Below are 16,265 nucleotides of genomic sequence, written 5' to 3' on the forward strand. Positions count from 1 at the left end.
TATTGTTGTGTTAGGAAGAAGGCAAATTAGAGAAAAAATTCTACAGGTTCTGTATGCGTATAATATAAGTGGGAATGAGTTAGAATATGTTGAAAATAGAATGTTTCAGTCTATAGATGAGATATATGATTTATATATATATCAATTAAATCTTCTATTGGCTGTGAGAGATTATGCTCTTGAAGTAATAGAAAGGAAAAAGCAAAAACGTTTTGCCACAGATGAGGAAAAAAATCCTAATCTTAAGTTTGTTAATAATAAGATATTTGAGCTGTTAGAGAAAAACAAAGCTAGAAAAGAGTATTCGGACAAACATTTAGAATTATCGTGGCATTTAAATAATAATTATCCGGCAATTATCTTTAAAAAATTTCAAACATCGCGAAGTTATTTAGAGTATATGCAAAGTAAAGAAACAGATTTTGAGTCGGAAAAAAAGGTATTGCTTAAACTGTTTTTAAAACATATAGCAGATAATGACATCATGTATGAATGGTTTGAGGAATTAAAACTTTCTTGGGCAGATGATGTTCATATTGCCAATAATATGACCCTTAAGACTATCAAGTCTATTGAGGAAGGAGCACCCTTTGATACATTAATTCAAGTTTTAAAATCGGATGAGGGTATTTTATTTGCAAAAAATCTATTCAGGACCACGGTTAAACACTATCCGGAAAGTTTAAAATTAATTGAAAAAAGATCAAATAACTGGGAGTTGGATAGAATTGCGGAAATAGATAAAATCATATTGGCAATGGGATTTACAGAACTCAATTATTTCCCTCAAGTTCCGGCTAAAGTTGTTATTAATGAATGTATTGAATTAGCAAAAGTTTATTCTAGCGCTAAAAGTAATGTATTTATTAATGGTATTTTAGACAGATATGCTAGAGATATGAATAAAGTTTAAACATCCTGAAAAATGAAAAAGTCAGCAATAATATTTTTATTAATAGGTATGTTATTCACCATCGGTTGCAAAAAAGAAAATTCTTCTCAAAAGCAAATCAAAAGTACCGTACAAGATAATACGAATACTAAAAATACTCATGGTGTACCCAAAATAACCGAAGAATCTATTATAAAATTTAATGAAGATACGTATGATTTTAAGGATATAAAAAGAGGGCAAGAAGTCTCCCATGTTTTTAAATTTACCAATGTTGGAAAACGTCCTTTATTAATTTCAGAAGTACGTCCTTCCTGTGGGTGTACCACTCCAAAATATACTAAAGAACCTGTATATCCGGGCAAGAAAGGAGAAATTACAGTTACTTTTGATTCTTCAAATTTTGAAGGAGAAGTACTTAAAACAATAGCTGTTTCAGGAAACTTTGAAACTAAAGTAATTAAATTTCAAGCAAAAGTTAATTAAAAATAAATTTAAATAAAAATGTTAACAATAATTTTACAAGCAAAAGGAGGTTTTATGGAACAAGCAGGAGCATTCCTTCCCCTAGTCCTTCTATTTGTGGTGTTTTACTTCTTTTTTATTAGGCCGCAAACAAAAAGACAAAAACAAGAAAAGAATTTTCAAGATAATATAGCTAAAGGAACAAGAATAGTTACCACTTCCGGTATTCATGGTAAAGTTGCGGAAATAATGGATGATGGACTTATTATTGAAACTATGGCGGGAAAAATAAAAATCGAAAAATCAGCAATTTCCAGAGAATTATCTATAGCAAGATATCCGGAAAATGCACCTGCAAAGAAGTAAACGATTATAAATAAATCATAAAGCATATTCTATATACCATAGAATATGCTTTTTAATTATATAAAATGAAAGTAGTAGTAGGTTTATCGGGAGGAGTAGATTCAAGTGTTGCAGCATATTTATTGCAACAACAAGGTCATGAAGTTATAGGTCTATTCATGAAGAATTGGAACGATTCTGAATTTACACTGGAAGATGAATGTCCATGGGTAGAAGATAGCAATGATGCACTGCTAATAGCTCAAAAACTTAATATTCCCTATCAAGTCATAGACCTTTCTGAAATATATAAAGAAAGAATTGTTGATTACATGTTTCATGAATACGAATCAGGACGTACCCCTAATCCGGATGTATTATGCAACAGAGAAATCAAGTTTGATATATTCCTTAAAACAGCTTTATCTTTAGGGGCAGATAAAGTGGCAACCGGTCATTATGCACGTGTTCATTCATTGAATAACGAAGGACAAACAATTTATCAGCTTTTAGCAGGTATAGATTCCAACAAAGACCAATCCTATTTTTTATGTCAACTTAATCAATACCAGCTTTCCAAAACCTTATTTCCTATAGGAAATTTAACCAAGCCGGAAGTAAGGCAAATTGCAAGTGAAATTGGTTTAGTTACTGCAAATAAAAAGGATTCTCAAGGATTATGCTTTATTGGGAAAATAAGATTACCTGATTTTTTACAACAAAAATTAAAACCTAAAAAAGGAAATCTGGTTGAAATTTTTTCAGATAATCCTATATATAAAAAAGAAGAACAATCATTTTCAACTAAAAAAGAAGAATTGATTTATTTGTCAACTCCTTTTCAATATACTATAGAGGATGGCAAAGTGATCGGTGAACATTCAGGAGCGCATTATTATACCATCGGTCAAAGAAAAGGTTTAGGAATAGGAGGGCATATCGAACCATGCTTTGTATTAGATACCGATGTGCAAAACAATACAATCTATGTAGGTGAGGGTAAAAATCATCCCGGATTATTAAGAAAGGCCTTATTTATAGATCAAAAAGAAGTGCATTGGGTTAGAGAAGACCTACCAATGAAGATAGGAGAAACAATGAGAGTTCGAGTCAGGATAAGATATAGACAATCTTTGCAAGAGGCAGTTTTGTATCAATTTGAAGAAGGAATTTTCATTGAGTTTGAAAATTTGCAATCAGCAATTACCCGAGGACAATTTGCGGCTTGGTATGTTGAAGATGAATTAATCGGAAGCGGAGTAATCTCTTGATTTTAATTAGTAATATTAATCAAAAATTAATTTTAAAATATCTAAAGAAATAGGTTTTTTAAAATTAGACAAATGCATTTCAAAATAAGTTATTATTTCTGAAAGCATCTGTTTACGCTCTGAATTAGTAAAGCAATTTTTTAAAGAGTTAAAATCATAAGAAAGTAATTGCTTCCATAAATGAGCATTTTCTTCCCTTGAAACAGTATCAGCTTTTAAAGAAAAAATACCCTCTTTAATATTAAAATAAGGAAATTCTGAATCATTTTCTAAGGGATAAAACCCAATATGTTTCGAAAAATGCAGTAAAAAATAAAGATGGAAATCAGAAAAGTAACTGTCTTTTGTATCTAAATCAATTAAACTGCTTTTAATAAAATTATATAAAGATGTGTCCTGTGCTTCCTCGTTTTTTAGCGTTTGGTTCACCATTTCTCCAATAAACGTTATTATCGAAGACTTGATAATATTTGTATGAATGGTATTGAAAATATGAGCTTGATGAATTTCTTTAATCAATTCTAAAGAATGGTTTTTTTTAGAATAAAAAGTAACTTCAATTTCATTAAATAAAAAGATAAAATGGCTTTTTCTATTTTTTTTAGAAAAAGAATTTTTTAAAATAAAACTTTTATAACCAAAATTTTCGGTATAGCATTTTACAATAAGGGAAGAATCTCCATATTTTAAAAAAGACAATACGATAGCTTTAGTAGTTTCAATCATTTCTTTTAAACTTAACGAATAATTGCAATTTTGGTTGTAGCATGTTTTTTTCCTTCAGAATTGCTCATTAAAACTAAATAAATCCCTGAAGCAACAGGTTTTCCATTAAAATTAGTTCCATTCCAGGTTGCAACGCCTCCGGGTGCTTTAGTCTCATACACCAGGTTACCCGCTACGTCAGTAATTTTAACAAAAGCATCATGGGCTAATCCGCGTATCGTGATATTTCCTGTATAACCGGGTCTAACCGGATTAGGATAGGCAACAATTTCTCCAAAACCATCACCTGAATCAATAATGTCTCCTCTATAAGAAACAATACCTGAAGGAGTAACAAAATAAACTTCACCGGTCTTATCGATTTGTATATCCGTAATAAGATTTGAAGGTAAAGGAGAATTTTCTTCCGTAAACCTATTTAAAAGAGTTGTTCCGTCTTCCGATAAGTAAAAAACACCTGAACTATGTGTACCAATCCATTTTCTGTTAGCACCGTCGGTTTTTATTGCCGTAATCTTAGTTTCTCGTAAAACTTCTTCACCTAAACCGTTTTGAGTAATAATAATTCTTTCGGTATTATAATTTCCTGATTCTAATGATTGGTAAGGATTTCTAAAAATACGAAGACCGCTGTCGGTTCCTATCCAAGCAGTTCCGAATTTATCTAATTCTACGCATAATATATTATTAGAAGGTAAGTTTCCGCTATTTTTATTGGAATCTATTAAATAAATATTATCATCAGACGTAGTAAGCGGGGTTCGATTATATTTATATACAACCAATCCATTATTTCTTGGAGAAGGAACCCATATATATCCTTGGGAATCAATATACGGATTCATAGCTCCTCCGGCTAAGTGAAATCTTTTAGGTAAAAGACTTAAAAATTTAAATTGATCATTAGGCGTTTTTATGATAATGGCATTATTAAAACCGTTGTTAGATTCCGCAGCAAATGATTGAACCATAATTAAGTTACCATTGGAATCAAAGTCACCGCCAACTAATCGCTCGTATTCAATTATAGGTGAATTGGTCCGATTATAAATAATTTTCATCTGATCATTTACCATTTTTATCAACCCATTACTATAGGAAATAATGAAAACTTCATGAATATTGTTAATATTAGGTATAACTTTCATAATATAACTTTCATCGTTAATACTCTTAGAATCTATATGATTCCATTTTTGACCGTTAAAATGATAAAAACCATAAGAGTTGGGATTCAATTCGAAATAATTATCAATATTTCTTCCTCCTGGTGCTACCCATAATTGATTATCATAGATAGTTAATGAATAAGAACGGTTATTAAACGGGCCGTCCGGAACCAGGTATGCGTTATTTCTAATAAGGCCTTTTAATTGAGTTCCTGCATAAAAAATTCCATTAGAGTAAAAACCGGTAGTAAGGTCATCTGAAAATTTCATAGATTTTAAAACTTGAAAAGATTCATTTAATACAACCAATTTATTTTTTTGAATCAATAAAAAGCCCTCATCAATAGAAATAATATCTTTTAAATCAATGTAATTGCCTTTATTTTGCCAACTAATCCCTTCATCATCACTTTTATAAATGGTTTGGTTGGAGCTTATAAGTAAAGTTGTATTATTTTTAATTATTTGATTAAAATTATTTCCGGAATTGGTAAGATTCCAAGCAGTAAAATTTGGAATTAAATGATCTATAGGATGAGAATAAATCCCATTAGTTGAAGCGGCAAATATTTTATTATTAACAATTACGCTTTCCTGTACTTTATAATAGTTAAGACCTTGTTTAAAATAACAAGTTTCTTTAAATTCAAGCTTCTTTAAATCGAATAAAGTAATTCCAAAGTCCATGGAAAGTACCGCATAATCACCTTCAGTATATATATGATTAATTCTTTTATTTCCTTGATAATTTCGATCAAAAGGAATATCCACAATTAATTGGATCATGTCTTGCTTTACTATGTCCAATTTACCGGATTTATAGCCAATGAGTAAAGCTTTATTATCTGAATTATAAGCGAAAGCAGTAATATTAACTTCATGAAGACCATTAGCTTTTGAAAATTTCTTAATTTCCCCGGTTGATTCATTATAAGAGTACAAACCGTTTTGAGTTGCACTGAAAATAAGATTGTCAACTTTTTGAATAGCTTTAATATTAAAATAAGAAAAATAATCTTTCCATCTGGTATTTTGACTATTGCAAAGACCGGTAAAAATTAATAAAATTAAAAAACTAAGCTTTTTCATAGAAATTATATGTAATGCTTGTAAAATTAATAGATTTATGGGAAAAATATCTCATAACAGATTTATTTTATTTAAAAATAAAATTGGATTATAGTCTTTGAATTTTAGAAATTTCAAATCAGTAAAATTTCATGAAGCAATAGGAGTAATAAATAATAATTTAAATTGAAAAGAATTAACCTTGAAAAATAACAATTATTTTTGTGCATTATAATAAGTTAGAAAATAAAATTAAGATTATTTTAAATTAAAAACAGAATTTTACATAATTAAAATTTTAAGATATTTACTTTATAAAGCGGGAAAATTAGAGGAGTTGAAGACTCATTGATCTAGAGGTATATACAATAACTTAAATAAAACGATAAAATGTTCAGGAGATATTTGTTAAATTAAAAATATTTTTTAAATTTGCAACCCTATTTAGGGCGATTTTTTAATAAAGGAAAAATAAGAAAAGTGAATACACTAAGTTACAAAACCATATCGGCAAATAAAGAGACTGCAAATAAAGAGTGGTTACTTATTGATGCAGAAGGACAAAAATTAGGTCGTTTAGCTTCTAAAATAGCTAAAATTTTGCGAGGAAAACACAAAACAAATTTTACTCCACATGCAGATTGTGGTGATAATATTGTTGTTATCAATGCAGGAAAAGTTGTTTTATCCGGAGATAAAACAGATCAAAAAGAATATGTAAGACATACAGGATATCCCGGTGGACAAAAATTTTCAAGTGTTGCCGAAGTTAAGGTAAAGGATTCTAGAAGATTGTTGGAGTATGCAGTGAAAGGTATGCTTCCTAAAAATAAATTAGGAAGAAAAGTACTTAAAAATTTATACTTATATGAAGGAGTAGAGCATGAACAAGCAGCTCAACAACCTAAAACATTTGATATTAACGCTTTCATCTAAAAAATAATGGCAGTTACACATAAAATAGGAAGAAGAAAAACATCTGTTGCAAGAGTATATCTTTCTGAAGGAAAAGGAGAGTTTACCATAAACGGAAAAGACTATAAAGTTTACTTTCCTACAGAAGTATTACAATACAAAATTGCACAACCTTTCCAATTAACTGAAACTTTAGGTCAATATGATATTAAAGTAAATGTATATGGAGGAGGAGTAACAGGACAAGCTGAAGCTATCAGATTAGCAATATCTAGAGCTTTAGTTTCTTTAAATGAAGAAAACAGAACAGTTTTAAAACCAGAAGGTCTTCTAACTAGAGATCCTAGAATGGTTGAAAGAAAGAAATTCGGTCAGAAAAAAGCACGTAAAAGATTCCAATTCTCTAAACGTTAATCTGACTAATAACGATACTTATAACCACTATTTTGTAGTGGTTATTTTATATTAAAAAATAACAATTTTATAAACAATTTAAACTTGCCGTTTAGTTTAGCATCCAAACTTTAAAGTTAAACTTTAAGTTGATTGCAAAAACTGCGGAACGTAAACTAAAAAAAAGTATGGCAAAAGTAGATGTAAAAGACCTTTTAAATGCCGGAGTGCATTTTGGTCACCTTACCAGAAAATGGAATCCACATATGGCTCCTTACATTTTTATGGAGAAAAATGGAATCCACATTATTGATTTGCACAAAACCTCTGTAAAATTAGATGAGGCATCAAACGCTTTAGGAAAAATTGCTACATCAGGAAGAAAAATCTTGTTTGTTGCAACCAAAAAACAAGCAAAAGACATTGTTGCCAAACATGCAGAATCTGTAAATATGCCTTATATTACAGAAAGATGGCCGGGAGGAATGTTAACAAACTTTGTTACCATCCGAAAAGCTGTTAAAAAAATGAATTCAATCGATAGAATGAAAAAAGACGGTACTTTTGAAACTCTATCTAAAAAAGAAAAATTACAAGTAGATCGTCAAAGAGCTAAACTTGAAAAAAACTTAGGGTCTATTGCTGATATGACTCGTTTACCATCTGCTCTTTTCGTAGTAGATATACTAAGAGAACATATCGCTGTAACAGAAGCAAAAAAATTAGGTATTCCTGTTTTTGCAATCGTAGATACGAATTCAGATCCTCAATTGGTTGATTTCCCAATTCCCGGAAATGATGATGCATCCAAATCAATTGATTTGATTTTAGAAACTGTTACTAACTCTATTAAAGAAGGGTTAAGTGTAAGAAAAGCAGAAAAAGCGAAAGCTAAAGAAGAAGGTGCTGCAGAAGAAGAAGATGTTTTAGTACAAGACACTAATGACTCTGAAGTTTCTGAAAATCAAGAAGAAAATAACGCAGAATAAAGTTAAATTTAAATAAAAATAAAGATGTCATATTCACCAAAAGCAGCTGATGTAGCAAAACTAAGAAATGCTACAGGAGCAGGAATGATGGACTCAAAAAAAGCTTTAGTTGAAGCAGAAGGAGATTTCGACAAAGCGGTTGACTTATTAAGAAAAAAAGGACAAAAAGTTGCTGCAAACAGAGCAGATAGAGAAAATCTTGAAGGAGCTGTAATAGCTGCAGTTAACGAATCCAATACAAAAGCTGTTGTAATAAAATTAAGTTGTGAAACTGACTTTGTTGCAAAAAACGAAGATTTTGTTAAATTAGCTAAGGATTTTGCAAACCTTGCTTTAAATTTCAATACAAAAGAAGAATTATTAGCTGCCGATTTCAATGGTATTCCTGTAAGTGAAAAGCTTATAGAACAAACAGGTGTAATCGGTGAAAAAATTGAAATATCCGGATTTAAAACTTTGGAAGCTCCATTTGTAGGTTCCTATATACATGCGGGAAATAAAATAGCTTCAGCAGTTGGTTTATCAAAGTCTTTTGATCAGGCAGCAGAAGTAGCTAAAAATATTTCTATGCAAGTTGCAGCTATGAATCCTATTGCATTAGATGAAACTCAGGTGGATTCTAGTGTAATTGAAAAAGAACTTGAAATTGCTAAAGATCAATTACGTCAAGAAGGAAAACCGGAAGCTATGCTTGAAAATATAGCCAAAGGAAAACTTAACAAGTTCTTTAAAGATAACACTTTGTTAAAACAAGATTATATTATGGGTGAAAAAACTTCAGTAGAAGATTATGTAAAATCAATTGATCCTGAAGTTAAAATAACCGGATTTATACGATTATAATTTTAAAATAGTATATATAAAAAAGACTGCATATTGCAGTCTTTTTTATTTTAAATAAGGATCTTCCACAATTCTAAAAATTAAAACTTTAATTTAAGATTGATCCTTTTTATCAATTGATTATCTATATAAATAAGGATAAATTCTAGAAATAAAAACAGCAATACAATAGCTCCCGTATTCAATAAAGCTTGAAATAAGCCTATTTCACCGGCATCCAAAAATGAATAAGGATACATATTGGTGAAATGACCTCTTATAAAAATATATATAACATAAATTAAAGGAGGAATAATCGCAAAAAAAATAGTTTTTTTATCCAATAATTTTCTGGGACCGTATAATAACCAATACAATACAGCCAAAAAAGGTATGAATACATGCAAAGCTTCATTGGTAAATCGCATAATCCCTTTTACATTATGGTCATGCCTGAGCATTAAATTATAAACGATGCATGTAATAGCTATACAAATAATACCGTCTATTCTTAAAATGCGAAACCATTTTTTAGAATAATCAGGTTTAAAAAGCAAGACTAAAGAGCTAATACCAACCGCAATATTAGATTGAACAGTAAAATAGCTGTAATAATAAATCAATCGATTGAATTTGGATTTTTCATTTAAGATCGATGGATGAATGTCTCCATAGACGTAATTATAGGTTTCTGTACCAATACTGAAAAACACCAAAAAAATAAGTATTAAATTAAAAAATATTCTCATGAATGGTAAATTTACTAAAGATTAACTCGTGTAAAAATTTTATAAGATAAGTTTCATAAAAAGTTAGAGTTCGTTTTTACAATTGATTTAAATAAAATATACACACTTTTTAAATAATTGTAAAACCATGTATGATGCGTGAAATGATCATTATAAAGCTAAATATAGAAGTAAAATATTCTAAATTCGTAATTTATACTACTAAAATAGGAACGTTCGTTTTATTGCTTAATCGATTAGCCATTATACCAAACGTAAAATCAGGGATTCCCTTATATTCATGTTTTGCCATTAGTAAGACATCAACTTTAGTATCATTAATTAATTTAGGAAGTGAAATAGTAGGATTACCAAAGCCTAATTTAGTCTCGACATTCATATATCCTTCTTTTAGTAGAAAATTTTTATAATCATCCAATTTATTTTGATCAAACTTCACTTCGTAATCATTCGCTAATTTACCGTTATAGTTTGCAGAAGCACTTTCAGTAACATGAAACAATACGATTCGAGAACTAATATCAGCGAAAATTGGTAAGTAATTCAGAACCCGCTGATCGCCTTTAGTAAAATCCAATGCTATGCCAATAACTTTGAATGGATGTAATTTATCAATACTTTTTTGAGAAGGTAATTGGTGAATACCAAAATTTATTTTTTGGGACTTTTTTATCCAAGGATATAAAACAATACAAATCAAGAATAATAGTAAGCATAAAGATATAATTCCCAAAATAATTTTTACACTTAAAATTATATCCTCATTGTAATAAACATTAATTTCTTCATCGTAAATTAACTTTATATTTAACAAGATAATGATTGTACATACTATCCAAGATATAATTTTTAAAGGTAATTTAATGGCAAATTTTCCCATTTTTTCTTTATCACTAACAAAATGGATTAGAGGGATTACGGCAAAACCTAATTGCATACTTAAAAGCACTTGACTAAAAATAAGCATTTCATCAACGGAACTTTCGCCCAGCAGACTTATTACAATCACAGCCGGTATAATAGCTATAATACGTGTTAATAACCTTCGTAAAGCAGGATTCATTCTAAAGTGCAAGTACCCTTCCATAACAATTTGACCGGCAAGCGTTCCGGTTACGGTAGAGCTCTGACCGGCAGCAATTAAAGCAATAGCAAAGAGAATAGGAGATAGAGGACCTAATAAATTGGATAGCATTTTATATGCATCATGTAATCCTTCTATATCATGTAATCCGGCACTGTAAAAAGTTGAAGCAGCAAGCACTAAAATGGCAGCATTTACAAAAAAAGCCATGTTTAATGCGATGAGACTGTCAAAAAAATTATATTTAATGGCTCGTTTTATGGATTCATAATCTCGTTTAATTTTTCTGGTTTGAACCAAAGCGGAATGAAGATACAAATTATGCGGCATAACAGTTGCCCCAATAATTCCAATTGCAATATATAAAGCCTCAGTATTGGGAAGAGTAGGTTTAAATCCTTTAGAAACTTCAATAAGATCAGGCTTAGCTAAAAACATTTCAATAAGAAAACAACCTCCTATAATAGCCACCAAAGCGATGATAAACGCTTCCATTTTTCGTATACCAAACCGTTGTAAAACAAGTAACAGCAATGTGTCCAATGCAGCCAACCAAACACCCCAAATAAGATCAAGTCCGAAAAGAAGCTGTAAACCAATGGCCATTCCTAAAACTTCGGCTAAGTCTGTTGCAGCTATCGCTATTTCAGCAAAACCATATAAAATATAGTTCATCCATTTCGGATAATACTCCCTGTTAGTTTGAGCCAAATCTAATCCGCGAACAATACCTAAACGAGCACTTAATGCTTGAAGCAATAATGCCATAATATTGCTCATTAATAGAACCCAGATTAAAGCATATCCAAATTTGCTGCCCCCGGCAATGTCAGTTGCCCAGTTTCCGGGATCAAGATATCCAACGGCCACTAGGTAAGCCGGCCCGAAAAAAGAAAGTATCCTTTTCCATCTTTTTGGATTTTCGGTATTAATACTTTCATGAACTTCTTGAAGAGATTTCTTACTCAATTGTTAGGCTTTTCTAATATTTGCAAATTTAAATAAAATTTTTGCATTGTAAAATAATAATATCAATCATTTTCAGGTATCCATAAATAATCTTTAAATTTAATGATCTTATCGTTTTTAATTGGGATTCCTTCATTTTCTAAAAGTTCTTCCATAAGTGTAGGGGTGGGAAAATGGAATTTTCCCGTTAACATTCCGTTTCGGTTTACAACTCTGTGAGCAGGAATGTCTGATATTGAATGGGAAGAATTCATGGCATAACCTACCATTCGGGAGGAACTTTTAACTCCCAAATAAGCCGCAATATGTCCGTAAGTGGTTACTTTACCGTAAGGTATTTTTCGTACAATTTCATATACCCTTTCATAAAAATTGGTAGATTCCATGGAATAAATGAAAAAAATAATTTTCAATAACTAACTAGTGTAAGCAAATAAAATGCGATGTAACTAAATTTTTTTAAAACATTTTAAGTACTGAAAAGTAAGAAAAAAAGATAATACGTTTTGTGTTCTTCTATTAATAATTTTACAAGTAAAGAATAAAATTTATTGATTATTATTAAATTATTTGCTTTAAATTTTATATATAAAATATAATTTATTAAATTAGCAGAACAGGAAGTTTAGGCTTCAAACATATCAAAAAAAATGAGAATTTGAGATTTTTACTTTCTATAAATAATTATTGTTTTTTATTAAATTTGAAAGTAAAAATAAAGAAAAGATTCTAATTTAATTAGAATCTTTTCTTTTTTAGACTTGTTTTTAAATTATAGTGGTTTAAAATTGAATATAAAATTAATAATCAAAATACCTTTACACTTTCATAAATTACAAGAAAACAAGTATACTTAAGATCCCTTTAAATTATTTTTCAAAAGAGTTAGCGTTTTCTTGTGACTGTCGAAAGCAATTTCATTAAGATCTATATCTGATAATTTTTTCCATACATATCCTTTTAATTCAATCGGGTCATAATCTCCGATAGATAAGTTTTCATCTTTATAAAGAAAGAATAAATCAATGGTATTGTATAGGATGTTTTTGTACAAATAAGTATTAGGATGGGAACATATATATTCTAATTTAGATAAATCAATCGATATATTTAATTCTTCTTGTAATTCCCTAAAGCTTCCATGTTCAGCGGTTTCTTCGGCTTCAATAAATCCTCCTGCCAGATCTAGAAAGCCTTTTTTAGGTTCTTTGTTTCTAATAGTAAATAATATTTCGTCATTTTTCTGAATAACCACAGCGGTTGCTCCGGCTGTATTGTGATAGTATTCAAAATTACAATCTAAACATACAATTTTAGATCCATGCGGATATTCTAAATGATCACTTTTACAATTTGGGCAGAATTTGAAAATGGGTTGCATATCACATAAGTTTTAATACCCAAATTTAATTAAGTATTTTAAAAATATAGTTATCAAAAATTATTTTATATGAAAATAATAGAAAATACTTTTCAAAATAAATAGTAACATTTAAATAGAAATTATTAATAAAAGAATTATATAATATAATATTTTACAAATCTTCAAAATTAATATTATTTCATACATTAGTCTTTGTAAATCTTTCATAGTAATAATTAACCGTAAATAAAAATAATACAATGGCAACAATAACATTAAAAGGAAATGAAGTTCATACATTGGGAAACCTACCATCAATAGGAAGTAAGGCTCCAGATTTTATATTAGTGGATACGGATTTATCAGAAAAAAAATTATCGGATTATACAGGAAAAAGAGTTGTTTTAAACATATTTCCAAGTGTGGATACAGATACATGCGCTATGTCTGTCAGAGAATTTAATGAAAAAGTATCTGAAATGAAAAACACTGTGGTTTTATGTATTTCAAAAGACCTTCCTTTTGCTCAAAAACGTTTTTGTGCCGCAGAAGGTTTAGATAATGTTATTCCGCTTTCTGCCTTTCGTTCAGATTTTGGTAAGGTATATAATTTAGAATTTGCAGATGGCCCGTTAAAAGGATTACTTAGCAGATCAGTACTTGTTCTTAATGAGTCAGGAGAAATTATTTATGAAGAACAAGTAGCTGAAACTACTCATGAGCCTAATTATGAAAAAGTAACAGCTATATTAAAATAAAAAATCTATCAAAAAAAGGAATGCCTTATATTTTTCAAATATGAGGCATTTGTATTTTTATCTAATTTCTCCAAATGAAAGATTAGTATGATAATTGAGAATACTAATTATTTGAATTCAATGTAAAGTAAAAAATGTTATTAACTCTTGAAATAGTAATTAAAATTTATATTTTAAAAGAAATATAGTAAATTCTAAAAAAGTACTAAAGTTTTTATAAAACGTTAGATGTATAATGAGAAATTAACCCGATAATTTCAATAAAATTATAACTTTTTGTTAAAAAAAATAAAACATGAGAAATTTCAACATAAAATAACTCTTTGGGATATAAATAGTTTTTACATTTACAATTTAAAAAAGTATAACAAAAAAAATTATAATATCATGAGCAGAAAATTTCCAGCAGGAGTAGCAACCGGTTCGCTAGTAAAAGAAATATTCGATTATGCTAAAGAAAATCAGTTTGCTTTACCGGCCTGTAACGTTATAGGATCTAGCAATGTAAATGCAGCTCTTGAAACAGCTGTTAGAGTAAATGCTCCCTTAATTATACAATTTTCAAACGGAGGATCTCAATTTAATGCAGGTAAAGGATATAAAAACTCTTCCCTTAGAGCAGATGTTTTAGGGGCTATAGCTGGAGCAAAACATGTCCATACGTTGGCAGAAGCCTATGGGGCAACTGTAATTTTACATACAGATCATTGTGCAAAAAAACTATTACCTTGGGTTGACGGGTTATTAGATGCATGTGAAGAATTCCATAAAAAAGAAGGAAAAACACTATACTCTTCACACATGCTAGATCTTTCAGAAGAGCCCTTAGATGAAAATTTAGCAATCTCTTCCAAATATTTTGAAAGAATGGCAAAATTAGGAATGACTCTAGAAGTTGAAATAGGGATAACAGGTGGAGAAGAAGACGGAGTTGACAATTCAGATATAGAAAGCTCAAAATTATATACACAACCTGAGGATGTTTATAAAACGTATAAAGCATTAAGCGCAATAAGTCCTAATTTTACTATTGCAGCAGCATTTGGTAATGTACATGGAGTGTATAAACCGGGAAATGTTAAATTAGAGCCTAAAATACTTCACAACTCACAAGAATACGTTCAAAAACAAGTGGGCGGACCTTCAAAACCGATTAATTTTGTATTTCATGGAGGATCAGGTTCTTCCTTGTTAGATATAAGAGAAGCTATAAGCTACGGAGTAGTAAAAATGAATATTGATACAGATTTACAATTCGCTTATACCGAAGGGGCAAGAGATTATGTAGAAAAAAATATTGATTATTTAAGAACTCAAGTAGGAAATCCAACCGGAGATGAAGCACCAAATAAGAAATTTTATGATCCAAGAGTTTGGATGAGAAAATGTGAAGAAGGATTCTCAAAAAGATTGGAAAAAGCTTTTGAAGATTTAAATAATATCAACACATTATAGTAAAAAAATATAAATTTTATTTATAAAAAATGAAAGCACCTTTATTTGAGGTGCTTTTTTTGTATATTTGAAAAAAAAGAGGTATGAAAAATTATCTAATAGTATCAACATTACTAGCATCCATTTCAATCGTTCTTGCTGCATATTTTTTAGGTAATTCTTACCAAAAAAGAAATCAATCCAATACAATAACAGTAAAAGGATTAGGCACAAAAGATTTTGAATCTGATTTAATAGTATGGAAAGCCGATTTTTCTAAGAAAAATCTCGATTTAAAACAAGCTTATGCCGAATTAGATGCAGATAGAAAAAAAGTAAGAGAATATCTGATTTCCAAAGGATTTTCCGATAAAGAAATAGTTTTTTCCTCAGTAGAAATAAGTAAACAATATGATAGTAGATACAATGAAGGAATAAATCAAAATATATTTACGGGGTATGAATTAAATCAAACCATAACCATAGAATCTAAAAATGTGAGAAAAGTAGAAGATCTTTCCCGTCAAATTACAGAATTGATTAATAACGGAGTAGAGCTCTATTCCCGATCGCCTTTATATTACTATACTAAATTATCTGATTTAAAAATACAGATGATTTCAGATGCAACCAAAGATGCAAAAAAAAGAGCAGAAGAAATAGCAATTAACGCCGGTTGTAAATTAGGCAAATTAAAAAATGCCAATCAAGGGGTTTTTCAAATAACTGCTCAAAATTCATCTGAAGATGATTACTCTTGGGGAGGAGCATTTAATGTATCATCCAAGAAAAAAACAGCAAGCATTACCATTCGTTTAGAATATGAAATTAAATAATAACTACGATATAAATT

Annotated in this window: 17 protein-coding genes; 11 read left to right on the forward strand and 6 right to left on the reverse strand. The window is 29.5% G+C overall.

Annotation, left to right across the window (positions count from 1 at the left end; translation table 11 throughout):
- Positions 1-7: 7 nt before the first annotated feature.
- From nusB to mnmA, 4 genes are all read left to right on the forward strand, one after another.
- On the forward strand, positions 8-913 hold the full coding sequence (nusB, locus tag GFV00_RS09885) for a transcription antitermination factor NusB (RefSeq protein ID WP_105296366.1): 906 nt from the start codon (positions 8-10) through the stop codon (positions 911-913).
- Between the two features lie 12 nt (positions 914-925).
- The gene (locus tag GFV00_RS06290; protein ID WP_160557610.1) at positions 926-1,378 is read left to right on the forward strand and encodes a DUF1573 domain-containing protein; all 453 of its coding nucleotides are present in this window, start codon (positions 926-928) and stop codon (positions 1,376-1,378) included.
- Positions 1,379-1,396: 18 nt separating this feature from the next.
- Positions 1,397-1,723, forward strand: a complete 327-nt coding sequence (gene yajC, locus GFV00_RS06295) for a preprotein translocase subunit YajC (protein ID WP_105296364.1) — start codon at positions 1,397-1,399, stop codon at positions 1,721-1,723.
- A 65-nt stretch (positions 1,724-1,788) separates the two neighbouring features.
- Positions 1,789-2,973: a tRNA 2-thiouridine(34) synthase MnmA gene (gene mnmA, locus GFV00_RS06300; RefSeq protein WP_160557609.1), complete on the forward strand. Its 1,185-nt coding sequence runs from the start codon at positions 1,789-1,791 to the stop codon at positions 2,971-2,973.
- Between the two features lie 15 nt (positions 2,974-2,988).
- Here mnmA and GFV00_RS06305 read toward each other — a convergent pair whose 3' ends face one another.
- Both GFV00_RS06305 and GFV00_RS06310 read right to left on the reverse strand, forming a co-directional pair.
- The gene (locus GFV00_RS06305) at positions 2,989-3,699 is read right to left on the reverse strand and encodes a DNA repair protein RecO (RefSeq protein WP_160557608.1); all 711 of its coding nucleotides are present in this window, start codon (positions 3,697-3,699) and stop codon (positions 2,989-2,991) included.
- 11 nt (positions 3,700-3,710) lie between these two features.
- On the reverse strand, positions 3,711-5,957 hold the full coding sequence (locus tag GFV00_RS06310; protein WP_160557607.1) for a two-component regulator propeller domain-containing protein: 2,247 nt from the start codon (positions 5,955-5,957) through the stop codon (positions 3,711-3,713).
- 459 nt (positions 5,958-6,416) lie between these two features.
- On the opposite strand from GFV00_RS06310, the gene rplM reads away from it, so the two are divergent.
- From rplM to tsf, 4 genes are all read left to right on the forward strand, one after another.
- Positions 6,417-6,872, forward strand: a complete 456-nt coding sequence (gene rplM, locus GFV00_RS06315; RefSeq protein ID WP_160542527.1) for a 50S ribosomal protein L13 — start codon at positions 6,417-6,419, stop codon at positions 6,870-6,872.
- 6 nt (positions 6,873-6,878) lie between these two features.
- Positions 6,879-7,265, forward strand: coding sequence for a 30S ribosomal protein S9 (gene rpsI, locus GFV00_RS06320; RefSeq protein WP_105296360.1), 387 nt, complete (start codon positions 6,879-6,881; stop codon positions 7,263-7,265).
- Positions 7,266-7,432: 167 nt separating this feature from the next.
- On the forward strand, positions 7,433-8,233 hold the full coding sequence (gene rpsB / locus GFV00_RS06325) for a 30S ribosomal protein S2 (RefSeq protein ID WP_160542526.1): 801 nt from the start codon (positions 7,433-7,435) through the stop codon (positions 8,231-8,233).
- Between the two features lie 24 nt (positions 8,234-8,257).
- Entirely contained in the window at positions 8,258-9,076 is an 819-nt protein-coding gene (tsf, locus tag GFV00_RS06330; protein WP_105296358.1) for a translation elongation factor Ts, read from the forward strand.
- Between the two features lie 80 nt (positions 9,077-9,156).
- Here the strand turns inward: tsf and GFV00_RS06335 are convergent, their stop codons facing one another.
- The 4 genes from GFV00_RS06335 to GFV00_RS06350 all read right to left on the reverse strand — a co-directional run bounded on the left by GFV00_RS06335 (position 9,157) and on the right by GFV00_RS06350 (position 13,238).
- Positions 9,157-9,804: a Pr6Pr family membrane protein gene (locus GFV00_RS06335; RefSeq protein ID WP_160557606.1), complete on the reverse strand. Its 648-nt coding sequence runs from the start codon at positions 9,802-9,804 to the stop codon at positions 9,157-9,159.
- A gap of 193 nt (positions 9,805-9,997) precedes the next feature.
- Positions 9,998-11,857 (reverse strand): Nramp family divalent metal transporter, encoded by a 1,860-nt coding sequence (locus tag GFV00_RS06340; protein ID WP_160557605.1) that lies wholly within the window; start codon positions 11,855-11,857, stop codon positions 9,998-10,000.
- Between the two features lie 62 nt (positions 11,858-11,919).
- Positions 11,920-12,243 carry an MGMT family protein gene (locus GFV00_RS06345; RefSeq protein ID WP_160557604.1) on the reverse strand — a complete coding sequence of 108 codons (324 nt, stop codon included), beginning with the start codon at positions 12,241-12,243 and terminating at the stop codon, positions 11,920-11,922.
- Positions 12,244-12,710: 467 nt separating this feature from the next.
- Complete coding sequence (locus GFV00_RS06350) at positions 12,711-13,238, reverse strand: NUDIX domain-containing protein (protein ID WP_105296355.1); 528 nt, start codon at positions 13,236-13,238, stop codon at positions 12,711-12,713.
- 242 nt (positions 13,239-13,480) lie between these two features.
- Between GFV00_RS06350 and tpx the strand changes: the two genes are divergently transcribed.
- From tpx to GFV00_RS06365, 3 genes are all read left to right on the forward strand, one after another.
- The gene (gene tpx / locus GFV00_RS06355) at positions 13,481-13,978 is read left to right on the forward strand and encodes a thiol peroxidase (RefSeq protein WP_160542522.1); all 498 of its coding nucleotides are present in this window, start codon (positions 13,481-13,483) and stop codon (positions 13,976-13,978) included.
- 387 nt (positions 13,979-14,365) lie between these two features.
- Positions 14,366-15,433, forward strand: coding sequence for a class II fructose-bisphosphate aldolase (gene fbaA / locus GFV00_RS06360; protein ID WP_105296353.1), 1,068 nt, complete (start codon positions 14,366-14,368; stop codon positions 15,431-15,433).
- 83 nt (positions 15,434-15,516) lie between these two features.
- The gene (locus tag GFV00_RS06365) at positions 15,517-16,248 is read left to right on the forward strand and encodes an SIMPL domain-containing protein (RefSeq protein WP_160557603.1); all 732 of its coding nucleotides are present in this window, start codon (positions 15,517-15,519) and stop codon (positions 16,246-16,248) included.
- Positions 16,249-16,265: the final 17 nt, after the last annotated feature.

The sequence above is a fragment of the Apibacter sp. B3935 genome, from assembly GCF_009827705.1.
GTDB lineage: Bacteria > Bacteroidota > Bacteroidia > Flavobacteriales > Weeksellaceae > Apibacter.

Bases quoted from the DNA above. Each gene is read 5' to 3' on its own strand.
- GFV00_RS06335 (WP_160557606.1), bottom strand. From the start codon at position 9,804: ATGAGAATATTTTTTAATTTAATACTTATTTTTTTGGTGTTTTTCAGT.
- rpsB (WP_160542526.1), top strand. From the start codon at position 7,433: ATGGCAAAAGTAGATGTAAAAGACCTTTTAAATGCCGGAGTGCATTTT.
- fbaA (WP_105296353.1), top strand. From the start codon at position 14,366: ATGAGCAGAAAATTTCCAGCAGGAGTAGCAACCGGTTCGCTAGTAAAA.
- GFV00_RS06310 (WP_160557607.1), bottom strand. From the start codon at position 5,957: ATGAAAAAGCTTAGTTTTTTAATTTTATTAATTTTTACCGGTCTTTGC.
- rpsI (WP_105296360.1), top strand. From the start codon at position 6,879: ATGGCAGTTACACATAAAATAGGAAGAAGAAAAACATCTGTTGCAAGA.
- GFV00_RS06305 (WP_160557608.1), bottom strand. From the start codon at position 3,699: ATGATTGAAACTACTAAAGCTATCGTATTGTCTTTTTTAAAATATGGA.
- tsf (WP_105296358.1), top strand. From the start codon at position 8,258: ATGTCATATTCACCAAAAGCAGCTGATGTAGCAAAACTAAGAAATGCT.
- yajC (WP_105296364.1), top strand. From the start codon at position 1,397: ATGTTAACAATAATTTTACAAGCAAAAGGAGGTTTTATGGAACAAGCA.
- tpx (WP_160542522.1), top strand. From the start codon at position 13,481: ATGGCAACAATAACATTAAAAGGAAATGAAGTTCATACATTGGGAAAC.
- GFV00_RS06345 (WP_160557604.1), bottom strand. From the start codon at position 12,243: ATGGAATCTACCAATTTTTATGAAAGGGTATATGAAATTGTACGAAAA.
- GFV00_RS06350 (WP_105296355.1), bottom strand. From the start codon at position 13,238: ATGCAACCCATTTTCAAATTCTGCCCAAATTGTAAAAGTGATCATTTA.
- mnmA (WP_160557609.1), top strand. From the start codon at position 1,789: ATGAAAGTAGTAGTAGGTTTATCGGGAGGAGTAGATTCAAGTGTTGCA.
- GFV00_RS06290 (WP_160557610.1), top strand. From the start codon at position 926: ATGAAAAAGTCAGCAATAATATTTTTATTAATAGGTATGTTATTCACC.
- GFV00_RS06365 (WP_160557603.1), top strand. From the start codon at position 15,517: ATGAAAAATTATCTAATAGTATCAACATTACTAGCATCCATTTCAATC.